11 protein-coding genes and 1 pseudogene are annotated in these 15,645 nt (G+C 70.8%); 6 read left to right on the top strand and 6 right to left on the bottom strand.

Annotation, left to right across the window (positions count from 1 at the left end):
* The first annotated feature begins 103 nt into the window (after positions 1–103).
* The 3 genes from K6K41_RS03450 to K6K41_RS03440 all read left to right on the top strand — a co-directional run bounded on the left by K6K41_RS03450 (position 104) and on the right by K6K41_RS03440 (position 2,092).
* Positions 104–1,378, top strand: a complete 1,275-nt coding sequence (locus tag K6K41_RS03450; RefSeq protein WP_261403912.1) for an AmpG family muropeptide MFS transporter — start codon at positions 104–106, stop codon at positions 1,376–1,378.
* A gap of 82 nt (positions 1,379–1,460) precedes the next feature.
* Entirely contained in the window at positions 1,461–1,697 is a 237-nt protein-coding gene (locus K6K41_RS03445; RefSeq protein WP_261403911.1) for a hypothetical protein, read from the top strand.
* Entirely contained in the window at positions 1,694–2,092 is a 399-nt protein-coding gene (locus K6K41_RS03440) for a hypothetical protein (RefSeq protein WP_261403910.1), read from the top strand. The genes K6K41_RS03445 and K6K41_RS03440 overlap by 4 nt, the downstream gene beginning before the upstream one ends.
* A 65-nt stretch (positions 2,093–2,157) precedes the next feature.
* Here the strand turns inward: K6K41_RS03440 and K6K41_RS03435 are convergent, their stop codons facing one another.
* The 5 genes and pseudogenes from K6K41_RS03435 to K6K41_RS03415 form a co-directional block, all read right to left on the bottom strand.
* Complete coding sequence (locus tag K6K41_RS03435) at positions 2,158–2,532, bottom strand: DUF423 domain-containing protein (RefSeq protein WP_261403909.1); 375 nt, start codon at positions 2,530–2,532, stop codon at positions 2,158–2,160.
* A 5-nt stretch (positions 2,533–2,537) separates the two neighbouring features.
* The gene (locus tag K6K41_RS03430) at positions 2,538–4,370 is read right to left on the bottom strand and encodes an aminopeptidase P family protein (RefSeq protein WP_261405627.1); all 1,833 of its coding nucleotides are present in this window, start codon (positions 4,368–4,370) and stop codon (positions 2,538–2,540) included.
* A 148-nt stretch (positions 4,371–4,518) separates the two neighbouring features.
* Positions 4,519–5,403 carry a 50S ribosomal protein L11 methyltransferase gene (locus K6K41_RS03425; protein WP_378146552.1) on the bottom strand — a complete coding sequence of 295 codons (885 nt, stop codon included), beginning with the start codon at positions 5,401–5,403 and terminating at the stop codon, positions 4,519–4,521.
* Between the two features lie 106 nt (positions 5,404–5,509).
* A complete protein-coding gene (locus K6K41_RS29250) occupies positions 5,510–5,941 on the bottom strand; it encodes an SHOCT domain-containing protein (RefSeq protein ID WP_315855202.1) in 432 nt (143 codons plus the stop codon).
* 832 nt (positions 5,942–6,773) lie between these two features.
* A pseudogene (locus tag K6K41_RS03415) lies at positions 6,774–9,144 on the bottom strand (ATP-dependent helicase).
* A gap of 213 nt (positions 9,145–9,357) precedes the next feature.
* Between K6K41_RS03415 and K6K41_RS03410 the strand changes: the two are divergent.
* Complete coding sequence (locus K6K41_RS03410; protein WP_261403907.1) at positions 9,358–9,753, top strand: DUF1236 domain-containing protein; 396 nt, start codon at positions 9,358–9,360, stop codon at positions 9,751–9,753.
* 80 nt (positions 9,754–9,833) lie between these two features.
* Here K6K41_RS03410 and K6K41_RS03405 read toward each other — a convergent pair whose 3' ends face one another.
* Positions 9,834–10,310, bottom strand: coding sequence for an acyl-CoA thioesterase (locus tag K6K41_RS03405; protein ID WP_261403906.1), 477 nt, complete (start codon positions 10,308–10,310; stop codon positions 9,834–9,836).
* A 54-nt stretch (positions 10,311–10,364) separates the two neighbouring features.
* On the opposite strand from K6K41_RS03405, the gene K6K41_RS03400 reads away from it, so the two are divergent.
* Together K6K41_RS03400 and K6K41_RS03395 are read left to right on the top strand one after the other, a co-directional pair.
* Positions 10,365–11,780, top strand: a complete 1,416-nt coding sequence (locus tag K6K41_RS03400; protein WP_261403905.1) for an FAD-binding oxidoreductase — start codon at positions 10,365–10,367, stop codon at positions 11,778–11,780.
* 103 nt (positions 11,781–11,883) lie between these two features.
* Positions 11,884–15,555 carry an AsmA family protein gene (locus K6K41_RS03395; protein ID WP_261403904.1) on the top strand — a complete coding sequence of 1,224 codons (3,672 nt, stop codon included), beginning with the start codon at positions 11,884–11,886 and terminating at the stop codon, positions 15,553–15,555.
* Positions 15,556–15,645 lie beyond the last annotated feature (90 nt).

The following is a 15,645-nucleotide window of genomic DNA, read 5'->3' as shown; positions in this document are numbered from 1 at the left end:
GGGCGCGCGCGCCGGCAGGCCCAGGGTGGCGGAGACGCCTCGAATCCGCCAAGAAGATCAGGCGCAAGACCGGTTCTGCGCGCCGCCTGAAAGAGGAACCCGGATGGTCGAAACGCCGCAGCCTGAAGCCGTCGCCGGTTCGTCCGCGCCGATCACCGTGCGCAGGCTCGCGAGCGGCGTGCTGGGCTATGCGTCCGGCCTGCCGCTGCTTCTGGTGCTCGGCACCTTCGCGTTCCGGCTGCGCGAGGCGGGCGTCAGCCTCGAGGCCATCGGCCTGCTGTCATGGGCGAGCATCGCCTACAGCCTCAAGTTCCTGATCGCGCCCTTCATGGACAGCTATTCGCTCGGGCCGCTCGGGCGCGCGCTCGGCCGGCGGCGCGCCTGGATCCTGCTCGCGCAGATCGGCGTCGCGTTCGGGCTCGTCGGCATGGCGATGGGCGATCCGGCCACGGGCCTGCCGCTGGTCGCGACCGCCTGCTTCCTGACCGCTGCGGCGTCAGCGACTCAGGACGCCGCGGTCGACGGCTGGCGCGTCGAGGTGGCGGGCGCGCAGGAGCAGGGACTGCTCGTCGCCGCCTACCAGCTCGGCTACCGGCTGGCGCTGCTGACGGCCGGCGCCGGCGCGCTCTACCTCGCGCAGGATTTCGGCTGGAACAGCTCCTACTGGGTGATGGCCGCGATCATGGTCGCGATCGCGCTGCTCACGGTCGCCTTCATTCCAAAGACCGCGCGCGATCTGGAGCCGAGCGAGCCGCGCGCGCCGGGCGAAGCGCTGCGGGCGCCGGTGAAGGACCTTCTGGGCCTCGTGGCCGCCACGCCGATCGCGGTGCTGCTGATGATCGGGCTCTACCGGATGCCCGACCAGCTCGCCAACGTCATGTCGTCGCCGCTCTACAAGGACCTCGGCTTCACCAACAAGGAGATCGCCAACGTCACCAAGGTGTTCGGCATCGTGCTGTCGATCGCCGGCGCGTTCCTCGGCGGCTGGATGCTGACGAAGATGCGGCTGAAGACGGTGCTGATCGTCGGCATCGTGGCGTCGGCCGCCACCAACCTGTTCTACGGCGCGTTGGCGCAGGTGGGGCATTCCATCGTCATGCTGACCGCCACGATCGGCTTCGACAACGTGGCTTCGTCGATCGCGGGCACGGCGCTCATCGCCTTCATGTCGAAGCTGGCGGCGTCGGAGTTTTCGGCCACCCGCTACGCGGTGCTGAGCTCGATCTATGCGCTGCCGGGCCATCTGCTCGCCGGCGGCTCGGGCTTCGTGGCCGTGCAGACAGGTTACCCGGTTTATTTCTTCCTGACGTTCCTGTCGGGCGCGCCGGCGCTGGTGCTCTGCCTGTTGCTGAGTGAGCCGAAGTCCAGCGAAACCTAGGCGTTCCCACGCGCTCCGGCGCCTTGTCAGGCGTTCGATCGCCGTGCCATTTTGGCGCCGTGGCGGCCGGAGGGGCATGGCGATGCGCATGATGGTTTTGGGCGGCTTGGTGCTCTCCTGCGTTCTGGCGCCAGCGCTGGCCGTCGATGCCGGAGAGGCGCAGGCCGCCAAGGAGGTGAAGGCCTTCGTCAAGCGGAAGAAGCCTTGCGGCTCCGCCGCCGACGTCTTTTTCTGCCTCAGGGTCGAACCCAAGGACGCCGAGAAGATCTCGCTTCCCACCTTTTCGGTTGATTTCCGGGAGCCGGCGCAGCTGTCGTGACCTGGAACGGGACGGTGTTCTGCGAGATCACAGACACCAACACCGCCGATCCGACCCTATCGACGACGCGGTCACAGTTCTACATGCATCTGGCGTTGAAAGACGACAACTCCGAGATCACGATCAACGAGGAAGGCGCCACCTCGCTCGACGTCTATCACCGAACCATGATGACGTACGCGGCCTCGAGCACCGACCGGACGCCGGCTTACCTCGCCGGAGACAAGAACTACCTTGTCCCGGTTTCGTTGACGCGCGTCTTCGACATCAAGAAGAAGTCGACGTCCAAATTCAGAACCTTCGTGCTCGGAGACTTCAGGATTTTCTCCGATTATGGTCCGAAATACTGCAACGTGAACGGCGGCGCGATGACCGTTCAGTTCACTCCGAACTGACCACGCGGCGGCCTGGCCGCATGGGGCCGAGCCGACGTCGCCCCGGCAACGCAAAGCGGAAGCCGTCAACCTCTCCGCAGCGCCCCCACCACCGCGCCGACCGTCACGCCGAGCCAGCTGACGATCAGAATCGTGCCGCCGGTCGGCGCCGCGACGGCAGCGGGCTCGCGCCGTAGACGACGCGCACGATCAGGTCGCCGCAGAAACAACAGCGTCCCGAGCGCGACGCCCCAGGCCGGAACGAGCAGCGGCAGGCCGATCCCGAACGCCCGCGCCGCGCCCGCGAGCCCGACGAGGACGGCCGCATGCAGCATCAAGAAGGTCGAGGCGGTCCCGAGGCGCGTGTCGCCGGATATGTGGGCGGCCACGGCCGCCGTGGCGACGCCAGCCGCGCCGTACAGACCGGCGACTGCGAGGAGGGCGAGGGGAGAGCGGGACATGGGCCTCACAGCGGCGCGCAGGCGGCTTCGAGCCAGGCCCGCGTTTCGGCGTCGACCAGCGGGCCGACCTTCGCGAGCGTCTCGGCGTGATAGGCGTCGAGCCAGGCGCGCTCGTCGGCGCTCAGCAGCGAGGGCTCGATCGCGCGACGGTCGATCGGCGCGAAGGTGATGGTCTCGAAGCCGCGCATCTCCCGGTCGCCGCCCGCGATCTTTCGGGCCTCCACCACGATCAGGTTCTCGGTGCGGATGCCGTAGTGGCCCTCGCGGTAATAGCCGGGCTCGTTCGAGAGGATCATGCCGGGCTCGAGCGCCACCGTCCCGAGCTTGGAGATCCGCTGCGGGCCTTCATGGACCGAGAGATATGACCCGACGCCGTGGCCCGTGCCGTGGTCGAAGTCGGTCCCGACGTCCCAGAGCGCCCGACGCGCGAAGGCGTCGATCTGCGCGCCCGACACGCCCTTCGGAAACGCCGCGGTCGCGATCGCGATGTGGCCCTTCAGCACGCGGGTGAAGCGGTCGCGCATCTCCGCGCTCGCCTCGCCGACGACGACCGTGCGGGTGACGTCGGTGGTGCCGTCCTCGTACTGCGCGCCGGAATCGATCAGGTAGAAACCGGAGGTCAGCTTTCGGTTGGTCGAGCGGGTGACGCGGTAGTGCGGCAGCGCGGCGTTGGGCCCCGCGGCCGAGATCGAATCGAACGAGATTTCCTTCAGGACCCCGGTCTCGCGCCGGAAGGTCTCGAGCGCTTCGGCTGCGCCGATCTCGTCGAGCGCGCCTTTCGGGGCCTCCTCGTCGACGAAGCGCAGGAAGCGGGCGAGCGCGGCGGCGTCGCGCAGATGCGCGGCGCGGGCGCCGGCAAGTTCGGTCGCGTTCTTGACCGCCTTCAACTTCGCGATCGGGTCCGCGCCGCGCTGGAGCTTCGCGCCAGACGCTTCGAGCGTGCGCGCGAAGGCGACCGCGGAGGCGGCCGCGTCGAGCCTCACGGTCGCTCCGCGCGCGCCGAGCGCCTTGAGCGCCGCGTCGAGGTCGCCGGGCTCGGAGATCTCGGCCGATCCCGCGAGCGCGTCGCGAACCGCGTTGGAGAGCTTGCGCGCGTCGAGGAAGACGCTTGGCCGCCCCATGGCCGGGATGATCGCAAATCCGAGAGGGAGCGGCGTGTGCGCGACGTCGCCGCCGCGGATGTTGAAGACCCATGCGAGGCAATGCGCGTCGGTGACGAGCAGCGCGTCGGCCTTCTGCGTCTTGAGCTCCGTCTGGACGCGGTCGAGCTTCGCCGCGGCGCTTTCGCCCGCCAGCGCCTCGCCGTGGAGCGTCACCGGCGCAAGCGGCGGGGCGGGGCGGTCGCTCCAGATCGTGTCCACCGGGTTCTGGTCGACCGCGGCCAACTCCACGCCGGCGGCCTTCGCGGCCCTTTCGAAACGCTCGAAGCCGTCGAGCGTGTGCAGCGTCGGGTCGTAGCCGATGCGCTGGCCGGGCTTGGCGTGCTCCCTCAGCCAGTCGGACGGCGGCTGGTCGGAGACGTTGACGGCGGTGAACGCCGCCGCGTCGACCTGCGCGCGGACCTGCACCGTATAGCGCCCGTCGACGAAGATCGCGGCGACGTCGGGAAGGACGCTCACGAAGCCGAACGAGCCGGTGAAGCCCGTGAGCCAAGCGAGCCGCTCGGCCGAGGGCGGCAGATATTCGTTCTGGTGCTCGTCGGCCCGCGGCAGCAGGAAGCCGTCGAGGCCCTGCCGCGCCAGTTCCGCCCGAAGCGCCTTGAGACGCGGCGCGCCCTGGCTCGGATCGGCGGTTTCGTCGAACGACTGGAAGCGGGCTTCAACATGTTTCGCCGTCAGCTTGGATCAGTGAAGTGCGTGCTTCGAGACGCCGCGCCACGCGCGGCTCCTCAGCATGAGGGATGACGGCGCGCTCCAACGACCCTCATGCTGAGGAGCCTTGGCGGGAGCCAAGGCGTCTCGAAGCACGCAATTCGCCGCTCCAGTCCTACTTCTTTATTAGCACCAGCGTCGACCAGCCCTCGAGCTGGCGCGCCGAGACGAGGCTGAGGCCCTTCGCCAGATATGCGTCGCGCACCCGATCCTCTTCATGCGTCATCAGGCCAGACAGCACCACGACTCCGCCTTCGGCGAGATGCGCCGCGACGTCGCCGGAAAGCTCCACCAGCGGGCCCGCCAGAATGTTGGCGACGATGAGGTCGAACGGTCCGCGCTCGGCGAAGACCGGGTGATCGAAACCTTCGGCATGGATGGAGGCGACGAACGCGCCCGCGCCGTTCGCCTCGGCGTTCTCGCCGGCGATGCGGGCCGAGGTCTCGTCGATGTCGGTGGCGAGCACCGGCGCCTTCTGCGCGAGCGCCACTGCGATCGCGAGTACGCCGGTGCCCGAGCCGAGGTCGAGCACGCGCTCGAAGCGGCGCTCGGTCAGGAGTTCGTCGAGCGCCAGCAGGCAGCCGCGCGTCGTGCCGTGATGGCCGGTGCCGAAGGCGAGCGCGGCCTCGATCTCGATGCCGATGGCGTCGGCGGGGATCTTGTCGCGGTCATGGCTGCCATGGACCACGAAGCGCCCGGCCGGCACAGGCTTCAAGCCCTCGAGGCTCTTGGCCACCCAGTCCTTCTCGTCGATCGCGCCTTCTTCGACGCGCAGGCCGGCGCTTTCCGGCCCCAGCGCCTCGCGCAGCGCGCTTGCGAGCTCTGAGGCCTCCATCTCGGGCGAGCCGTAGACCTCGACGCTCCACGCGTCGGGCCCGGTCTCGAACGCCGCGATCGACACCTCGCCGAAGGGGAACGCCTCCTCCAGCACGTCGGCGACGCGTTTTGCGGTGGTTTCGTCGAGGCTGAGGCGGATGACGGGCGTTTGGGTCACGGGCATGTCCGGTAAGGCGCCGGGCGAGGCGTTCGCCTCGCCCTGGAGCCCGGACCCATAAACATCGCGCGGCGCGAAGGAAACAGCGAAGGCGGAGCCGCGCCTTGCGACGTCAGATGCGGGCGAGCAGTTCGGTCTTCTTGGCCGCGAACTCTTCGTCCGTCAGGAGCCCCTCGTCCTTCAGCCGGGCGAGCTTCCGGATCGTGTCGAAGGGATCGCCGCCCTCGATGCGGACGGGCGGCGGCGCGGACGGCTCGGCGGTCGCGCGGGCCGCGTCGGGCGCCGGTTCGCGCGTCGTCGACGCGGCAGCCGCAGTCTCGAGCGACGCTGTCGGGCGGTATGCGGCGCTCTGCTCGATGATCGGCTCCGCCGACGCCGACGCCGACGCCGACGCCGAAGACGGCCGGTCGTCCGGCGCGCGCAGCTCGGCGAAGGCCTCGATCCCGACCGATCCGCGGTCGGTCGAGAAACTCAAGGACGAGCCGCCGCCCTGCTGCTGCGACGCGCCGCCGATGCGATGGTCGCCGGTGTCATAGATCGTCACGCGGCCGTCGCGCTCCACCGCAAGCCGACGCGCCTCGGGGAAGACCGCGTAGCGCCCGCCGTTCTGGGCGCCGGTCGACGAGGCGCGGCCGAGCTCCTCGGGCCACCATTGGCCGAACCCGGCGGACGATTCGCCGGGCGCCGGGCGCCGCGCCACGATCGCGCCGCGCGCCATGGCTTCGGCGAGATCCTCCGCGAGGCCCGCGACGCGGCCTTGAGGTGATGGTTGAACATGTCGCCGATCATCAGCATGCCGCCGCGCGACCACTGGCCCATGCCGCCCAGATCGGGATGATGGAACTGCGCCATGGAGCCGGCGCTCTGGTTGAGGGCGTCGGCCATCGCGCGGCCGGCCTCGTCCGAAAAGCCGTGCCGGCGCGCGATCTCGCCGATCGCGGTCGATCCCTCGTCCGTCCATTGCGCTTGCATGTTCCATCCTTCCGCTCGAGCAGCCCATATAAGGCCGGGCGGCGTCGAGAAGGAGGGCGTGGGGCATGGCCGAAGCGACAAGGATCGCGGTCGTCTTCGCTTTGCTTGCTTCGGCGGGCGACGCCTCGGCCGCCGAGCGGGAGGCGATCGTCGGTCGGGACGCCTATGCGTGCGCCAGCTGGGCGGCGTGGCGGGAGTACGGGCAGGCGTCGCTCGCTCCGAAAGGCGCGCGCGCGAGCAAGGCTTGCCCCATCCGGATCCGCGTGGGCCGCAAGGTGACGGTCGTGGAGGAGACGCCCGGCGAGGGCGCGTCCGAAATCCGCTACGGGAACAGACCTGGTTCGTCGACAGCCAGCGGCTGGACTGACGCGGCCCGCGATCGCGGCCCCGCGTTCCGGCGCGCCCTACGCCGCCTTCACGAAGCTGTCGACCACGCGCTTCTGGCCGGCTTTGTCGAAGGCGACGGTGAGCTTGTTTGCCGTCGACCTCCACCACCGTGCCGTTGCCGAACTTCTGGTGAAACACCCGCGCGCCCTGCGAAAAGCCCGCGGACTTCGCGGTCGACGCCGCCACGAGCTCGCCCTCGATCGTCATCGGCCCGCGGCTGCGCGCGCCGGGGCCGGCCGAGCCGCGGTCGAAGCCGCGCTCCTGCGCGCGCTTCCAGCCCGGCGTCTCGTAGGTCGAGGTGAAGGCGTCCGCCCGGTCGAAGCGGCTTGCGCCGTAGCTTCCGCCCATATGGCCGCCGCCGAAGGTCGCCGGCGCCTCGACGACGTCGACGGCCGTCTCCGGCAGCTCGTCGAGAAAGCGCGACGGGATCGAGGACTGCCACATGCCGTGGACGCGCCGGTTCGACGCGAACCAGATCTTGGCCCGGCGCTTGGCGCGCGTGACGCCGACATAAGCCAGGCGCCGCTCCTCCTCGAGCCCCGCGCGGCCGTTCTCGTCGAGCGAGCGCTGGTGCGGGAAGAGGCCTTCCTCCCAGCCGGGGAGGAAGACGGTGTCGAACTCCAGCCCCTTGGCGGCATGCAGCGTCATGATGGTGACGGCGTCCTCGCCGCGCGCGCCGTCGACGTCCATGACGAGGGAGACGTGCTCGAGGAAGCCGCGCAGGTTCTCGAACGGCTCCATCGAGCGCACGAGCTCCTTGAGGTTTTCGAGCCGACCCTGGGCTTCGGCCGAGCGGTCCTTGGACCACATGTCGGTGTAGCCGCTCTCCTCGAGGATCTTTTCGGCGAGCTCCACATGGGGCGTGCGGTCGAGCTCTCCGGACCAGCGGTCGAACGACAGCACGAGATCCTTCAGGGCGTTGCGGGCCTTGGCCGGCAGCGCGCCCTCGGCGACCAGCCGGCGCGAGGCTTCGGGAAGCGTCACCTCGTCGGCGCGGGCGCGCTCCACGATCTGCTTCACGCTCGCATCGCCGATGCCGCGCTTGGGCACGTTGACGATGCGCTCGAAGGCGAGCGCGTCGGCCGGGCTCGCCACGACGCGGATATAGGCCATGGCGTCGCGGATCTCGGCGCGCTCGTAGAAGCGCGGGCCGCCGACGACGCGATAGTTCAGGCCCAACGTGATGAAGCGCTCTTCGAACTCGCGCATCTGGAACGAGGCGCGCACGAGGATCGCCATGTCGTCGAGCTTGTGGCCTTTGGTCTGCAGCGCCTCGATCTCGTCGCCGATCTGGCGGGCCTCCTCGCCGGAGTCCCAGGCGCCCGCCACGCTCACTTTCTCGCCGAGCTCGGTCTGGGGGCGAAGCGTCTTGCCGAGCCGGCCCTCGTTTTTCGCGATGAGATGCGAGGCGGCGTTGAGGATGTGGCCGGTGGAGCGGTAGTTGCGCTCGAGCCGCACCACCTTCGCGCCCGGAAAATCCCGGTCGAATTTGAGGATGTTCTCCACTTCGGCGCCGCGCCAGCCATAGATCGACTGGTCGTCGTCGCCGACGCAGGCGAGGTTCTTGGAGCCCTGCGCGAGGAGCCGCAGCCAGAGATACTGCGCGACGTTGGTGTCCTGATACTCGTCGACCAGCATGTAGCGGAAGCGCCGGTGATACTGGCCGAGCACGTCGGCGTTTTCGCGGAAGATGCGGATCGGCTCCAGCAGCAAGTCGCCGAAATCGACCGCGTTCAGCTGTTTGAGGCGTGTCTGGTAGAGCCCGTAGAGCTCCGCGCCGCGGCCGTTGGCGTAGGCCTGCGCCTCGCCGACAGGCACATCCTTCGGCGACAGCGCGCGGTTCTTCCACCCGTCGATCGCAAACGCCAGCTGGCGCGCGGGCCAGCGCTTGTCGTCGATGTTTTCCGCCGCCAGCACCTGCTTCAGCAGGCGGATCTGGTCGTCGGTGTCGAGGATCGTGAAGCTCGGCTGGAGCCCTGCGAGCTCGGCGTGCCGGCGCAGCATCTTGGCGCCGATCGAGTGGAACGTGCCGAGCCACTCCATGCCCTCTGCGGCTCTGCCCAACAGGTCTCCCACCCGCGTGCGCATCTCGCGCGCCGCCTTGTTGGTGAAGGTGACGGCGAGGATCTCGAACGGCCGAGCCTTTCCGAGCGCGAGGATGTGGGCGATCCGCGTGGTCAGCACCCGCGTCTTGCCCGTTCCGGCGCCCGCCAGCACCAGCAGCGGGCCGTCGAGCGTCTCGACGGCTTCGCGCTGCTCCGGGTTCAGCCCCGCGAGATAGTCCGGCGCGTTCGCCGCCCGCATCGTCCCTTGGGCGCGCGCGGCGATGCCGCCCGGACGGAGCGCGGGCGCGGAAGGATCGTCGTAACGGGCGTTCGGGTCGGACAAGGAAAGACGGCTCCGGAATGCAAGGCGAGCAGGCCGCGACTCAGCGCGGCCCGCCGAGAACAAAATGGCGCCCCGGTGGCCCGATGGCGAGCCGCCGGGAGGTCATCGCGAAAGTCGGCGCACAGCTCGCTTTTGGTTACATGTCATTTCACGTGGAACGCTTTCTGTGGGCCGTCCGTTGTTGGGGCGGGCGGAACACAGGAGGACTTCATCATGCGCAATGGCATGATCGCGCTCGTCGCCGCTCTCGGCGTAGCCATTCCCACCGTCGCTTTCGCCGGGGACCGTGAAGCTGGCGGCGCCGCCGCGGGCGCGGCCACCGGAGCCGCCACGGGCGCCGTGGTCGGCGGACCTGTCGGCGCGGCTGTCGGCGCAGGCGTCGGCGGCGTCGTGGGCGCGGCCGCGACCCCGGACAAGCGGGTGCGCACCTACGTGACCGGCGCCGACCGCGCCTCCGTCACCTATGAGGGCGACGTCGTCGTCGGCCGTCGTCTGCCGGAGCGCGTCGAGGTCTACAGCGTGCCGGACAGCGACTACAGCTACACGGTCGTCAACGAGAAGCGGTACATCGTGAACAGCGACCGCGAGATCGTCGAAGTCGTCGAATAAGATTTGACGCATCGTCTGGTCTTCGAAGGCCCCGCGCATCCTCTGCGCGGGGCTTTTTCGTGTCGCGGCTCGCGGCGCCGTCACTTCCGCATCGCGACCCGGCGGCCGAGCCAGTCGAGACCGGCGGCGCCAGGAGCGTCGCGGGCCACCCGCGCCGTCAGCCGCTCGAACACGTCCTCCGGGAAGGGCGCGACCTTCCGCGACGCGACCGAGACCGACATCGTCACGCCTTCGGCGGTCGTGACCGTCTCGCCGTCGGAGCCGCGCACCAGCTCGACCGCCCAATGCGCCCGCTTGGCGTCGGCGGCGACGAAGCGCACCCGGCCGCGGATCTCCTCGCCCATCTTCATTTCGCGCAGGTAGCGCACATGCATCTCGGCCGCGAAGGTCGTCATGCCGCGCGCTTCGACGTAGTCTGGGCCCTTGAGTTCGCCGAAGGCGAGGTCGAGCGCCGTATCCGCCAGCACGAGATGGTAGGCCATGTTGACGTGGCCGTTGTGGTCGAGGAACCGGCTCTCGATCTCGAGCGGGGGCGACAGATAGGGCGCGTCGTTCAAACGGGGTCTCCGGAAGAGAGGCCAGGACGGGACGCCGGAGGTCTTGGCCCAATCATGCACGCCGCCGCAACCTCAGCCGCCGTCCGGGCGCCGGAATCCGACGTCGAGACGGCGATCGCCAGACTGTCGGAGCGCTTCGGGCCCCGGCTTTCGACCGGCGCCGCGATCCGCGAGCAGCACGCGAGCGTCGTCACCTGGATCGCCGCCGAGCCGCCGGACGCCGTCGCGTTTCCCCGCGACACCGAGGAGGTGGCGGAGATCGTGCGGATCTGCGCCGAGCATCGCGCGCCGATCATTCCGTTCGGGGCCGGCTCCTCGCTCGAAGGCCATGTGAACGCGCCGTTCGGCGGCGTCTCGATCTCGACCGCGCAGATGACCGAGATCGTCGCGGTCCATGCGGAAGACCTCGACGCCGTCGTCCAGCCGGGCGTCACCCGCAAAGCGCTAAACGCTCATCTTCGCGACGCCGGGCTGTTCTTCCCGATCGATCCCGGCGCCGACGCCTCGATCGGCGGCATGGCGGCGACCCGCGCCTCCGGCACCAACGCCGTGCGCTACGGCACGATGAAGGATGCGGTGCTTGGCCTCACCGTGGTCACGGCGTCCGGCGAGGTGATGCGGACCGGCGGGCGGGCCAAGAAGTCCTCGGCGGGCTATGATCTCACCCGGCTTTTCGTCGGTTCGGAAGGCACGCTCGGCGTCATCGCCGAGGTGACTCTGCGTCTCCACGGCTCGCCCGAGGCGGTCGCGGGCGGCGTCTGCCCGTTCCCGAATGTCCGCGCGGCCTGCGACGCCGCGATCCTGACGATCCAGACCGGCCTGCCGATCGCCCGAATCGAGCTTCTCGACGCCGCCATGGTCGCGGCCACCAACGCCTACTCCAGGCTTGCCTTGCCGGTCGCGCCGACGCTCTTCGTCGAATTCCACGGAACCGACGCGAGCGTCCACGAACAGTCCGAGCGTTTCGGCGAGATCGCGGCGGATCTTGGCGGCGGGCCGCTCGACTGGACGACGAAGGCCGAGGACAGGACGCGGCTCTGGACCGCCCGCCACGACGCCACTTGGGCGGCGGCGGCGCTGCGCTCCGGCGCCAAGCCCGTGCCGACCGACGTCTGCGTGCCGATCTCGCGGCTCGCCGACTGCGTCGAGGAGACGATCGAGGACATCGCGCGCTCCGGCCTCGTCGCGCCGATCGTCGGCCATGTGGGCGACGGCAATTTTCATGTCCTGCCGCTGGTGAAGCCCGAAGACGCCGGGGAGCGCGCGGCCTGCGCGGCCTTTATCTCGCGGCTCGTCGAGCGGGCGCTGCGCATGGGCGGCACCTCGACGGGCGAACACGGGATCGGGCAGGGCAAGATGGCCTATCTCGAAGCCGAGCACGGCGCCGCCGCCGTCGAGGCGATGCGGGCGCTGAAACGGGCGCTCGATCCATTCAACATCATGAATCCGGGCAAGATAGTCATTCCGTGAGTCCGGCCATCCCGTGTAATCATTTTCCCGTCGCACCCGGCCGCCGACCCGCCGCGGATGCGGCCGTTTCGCGAGCATCGGGTCGAAGCCGGACCAAGGCGCCTTGAACAATACGCTCACCGGGCTCGGGCTCGCTCTGGTGCTCGCGCTGGTCGCGGCGCTGATCGGGCCGTGGTTCGTCAACTGGACCGCCTATCGCGACGATTTCGCGAGACAGGCGAGCGCGCTCGTCGGCGCGCCGGTGACGGTGTCGGGCGCGGTCGACGCGCGGCTGCTGCCGACGCCCTATGTGCGGTTCCGCAACATTCATTCGGGCGCCGGCGCGACGCGGCTTGCGGTCGACGAGGTCGAGATCGAGCTCGCGATCGCCCCGTTGCTGCGCGGCGAGTTCAAGGCCGAGCGGGTGAAGCTCGTGCGGCCGAAGCTCGGCGTGGAGGCGACCGCGGACGGCGCCGTGCGCACCGCGTTCTCGGCGGGCCGCGCGGGCGCGGCGGAGCGGGTCTCGTTCGATCGCGCCGAGATCATCGACGGCGAGATCGCGCTCAAGGCCCCATGGGGCGCGTCGGCTCTGGGGGCGATTTCGGGCTTCGCCGAGGCGGGATCGCTCGCAGGCCCCTACAAGTTCGAAGGCTCGGCCGGCCCGCAGGAGCGCCGGATCGATCTGAGGCTCGCAACCGCCCGCGCGGACGCCTCCGGGGCGCTCCGGGTGAAGCTTTCGGCGAACGAGGCTGGACGACGCACGACCCTCGACGCCGACGGATTGCTGAAGCTCGCGGCGCGGCCAGGCTTCGAGGGGCGGGTCGCGATCACCCGCCCGGCTCGCCGTGACGCCCGCGACGGCGACGAGATCTGGAGCGCGAGCGGATCGACCAAACTCGAGGCCGGACGGCTGACCGTCGAGGCGCTCGATCTCGTCTACGGTCCCGAAGACCGCGCGGTCCGCATCGCCGGATCTGGCGCCGCTTCCCTCGCGAACGGACCGCGCATCGATCTTCGGCTCGAGTCGCGGCAGCTCGATTTTGACCGCTTGCTGGGCGATGGGCGCCCGCGCACGCCCGCGGGCGTTCTCGCCGAGATCGCCTCCCGGCTGCCCGGCGGATTCGCGCCGCCGGTGAACGGGTCTTTCTCGCTCGACGCGAGAGGCGTGGTGCTGGCCGGCGACGTCGTCCGGGACCTGCGGCTTGATCTCGAAGCCCAGAACGGCAAGTGGCGGGTGCGCCGCGGCGGCGCGACGCTGCCGGGCGAGGCGCGGACGGCTCTTTCGGGCGCGCTGGCCTTCGCCGGCGCCGAACCGGGCTTCGTCGGGCAGGCGGAGTTCGAGGCCGCGGACCTTTCTGCGTTCCGTCGATGGCTGGCCGGCGGGCGCGCCGACGGCGCGACGCCCGTGCGGCGCTTCGCCGTGAAAGGCGAGGTTTCGGCGCGGCCGGCCTCGGTGATCGTGGAGAAGGCCGAGATCGCGACCGACGGCGCGCGCTCGACGGGCCGGATCGCCTGGACCGGCGCGACCGAAAACGCCCGCGCGCAGCTTCAGGCGGCGCTCGTCTCCGACCGCCTCGACCTCGACGCGCTCGGCCTCGACCGGATGCTCGGGCAGGCGCTCGGAAACCGCGACATGGACGCCTTCGTCGCGCTCGACGCCAAGACGCTCGTGGTCTGGGGCCTCGCGCTGCGCGACGTCTCGGTCGACGGCTCGCTCGACCGGGACGGTCTCGACCTCAAGCGCTTCGAGGTCCGGGACGCGAGCGGCGCGCGCATGTCGGGGGCAGGGCGGCTCACGCCGGGCGCCGGCGGTCTCGAGGGCAGGCTGGGCTTCAAGGTCGCGGGTCCGTCGCTCACGCCGCTTCTGGCGATCGCGCGGGCGGGCGGGGTCGCGCCCGCAGCGGTCGAGGCGATCGAGACGCGCGCCGGCGCGATCGCGCCGGTCGATCTCCAGATCGATGTCGACGCGCGCGCCGGCGAACGCCGGATGACCGTCGCCGGCTCCGCGGCCGGAGGCCGGATCGACGCCCGGCTGTCCGCGCCCGAACTCTCGTTCGACGCGCCGACCGAGATCGACGTCAAGCTGGCCTCGCCGGACGGGCGACGGCTGGCGGCGCTCGCGGGATTTGGCGTCAGCCCGCTGGCTTCCGCCAAGGGCGGGGACGTGACGGTCCGCCTGTCCGGCGCGCCGGCGCGCGGCATGGCGGGCGAAGCGCGGTTCTCGGCCCTCGGCGCCGTCCTTGCGGCGCGCGGAAACGTGGCGGTCGCGCCGGTGGCCGGGCTTTCGGCGCAGGGCGAGGCGACCTTCGAGACCGGCGACCTCGCCGGTCTGGCCGCCGCCCTTGGCCGCGCGACGCCGCTGTCGGGCCCCGCCGCGACCATGAGGCTCGCGGCAAATGTCGGCCTCAGCGCCGACGGCCTGCGGCTCGACGAACTCAAGGGCGAGATCGGCGGCCGCGCGTTCAGCGGCCGGGCGAGCGCTCCGCTCGACCCGTCGAAACCGATGGAGGGGCGGCTCGCCTTCGAGGAGCTTCCGGTCCAGGCGCTCGCCGCGCTGGCGTTCTCGCCCGAGGCGTTCGGCGCATCCGGCGACGGCTCCGCCTGGCCGAATGCGTCATTCGGTCCCTCGCCCCTGAGCGGCCTTCTCGGCCGCTTCGAGGTGACCGCCGCGCGGATGCCTCTGGCGGGCCGCCAGGTCGCGTCCGACGTCGCGTTCGCGCTCGCGCTGAAGCGCGATGGCCTCGCCATGGAAGGGCTCGCGGCCACGCTCTATTCGGGTCGGCTCTCGGGCGCGGCCGGCGTGACGCGCTCGGAGCCCGAGGCGACGGCGAGCCTTGCTCTCGCGCTGTCGGGCGCAGCCGCCGAGACGCTCTTGGGCTTTGCGCCGGCGGCCTCGCCGCTCCTCGGGACGACGGATCTCAAGATCGAGGCGCAGGGGACCGGGCGGTCGCTGTCCTCGCTCGTCGGCGCGCTCACGGGCGCGGGACAGATCACGCTGTCGGACGGGCTTGTCCGAAGGCTCGACCCGGCGGCGATCGACCGCATCGAGCCGCAGATCGAGGCGGGCCTTGCGCTCGAGGCGCCGAAGGTCGCTGGGGCGCTCGCAAGGGAGTTCGGCGCGGCCGACCTTCGGATGAAGCGCGCCTCGGCGTCCTTCACGATGTCGGGCGGTGTCATGCGGTCGGGCGGCCTCGATGCGGAGGCCGACGGGGTCAGGCTCGGCGGCTCAGCGACGCTCGACCTGCGCCGGCTCGTCTTCGACGCAGATCTTTCGCTTCAGCCGGCCCGCCCGGAGGCGCCGCAGGTCTCCGTCGCCTTCAAGGGGCCGCTGGCGGCGCCGGTCCGCGTCGTCGAGGCGACGTCGTTCACCGGCTGGCTGTCGATCCGCGCGGTCGAGCGCGAGACCAGGCGCATCGAGGCGATGGAGGCGGACGCCCGCGAGCGCGCGCGGCTGGCGCGCGAGCGCCAGGAGGAAGAGCGCAAACGCGCCGAGGCCGAGAAGGCGCGGCTGGAAGCCGAACGCCGCAAGGCCGAGGCCGAAAGGAAGAAGCGCGAAGCCGAAACGCGGGCGCTGATCGAGTCTCTGCCGCGTCCGGCCGGAGCCGCGACGCAGGGCGCGATCGACGTCACGACGCCGCCTGCCGCCGCTCAGAACGCGCCTGTCGTCGCGCCGCCGGCCGGCGTGTTCGCGCCGCAGGGCCAGGCGAGCGCCGCCGAGCGCCACAAGACGCTGCCGGACGCGCCTCTCCCGGCCCCGCAATCCATCCTGCCGCCGGCGGCCGCGACCCCGCGCTGAGGCGCGTCGAATGGCGTTGACGTTCGATGGGGAAGATCAGAAGCGCTGATCTGGTCTGGCCGACGCAAAGCCTCCGGCGTTCCCACGCCA

This window comes from Chenggangzhangella methanolivorans (genome assembly GCF_019797865.1).
Taxonomy (GTDB): Bacteria; Pseudomonadota; Alphaproteobacteria; order Rhizobiales; family Methylopilaceae; genus Methylopila; species Methylopila methanolivorans.
Note: the sequence above shows the minus strand (reverse complement) of the source record. Positions and strands in the feature narration are given on the sequence as shown.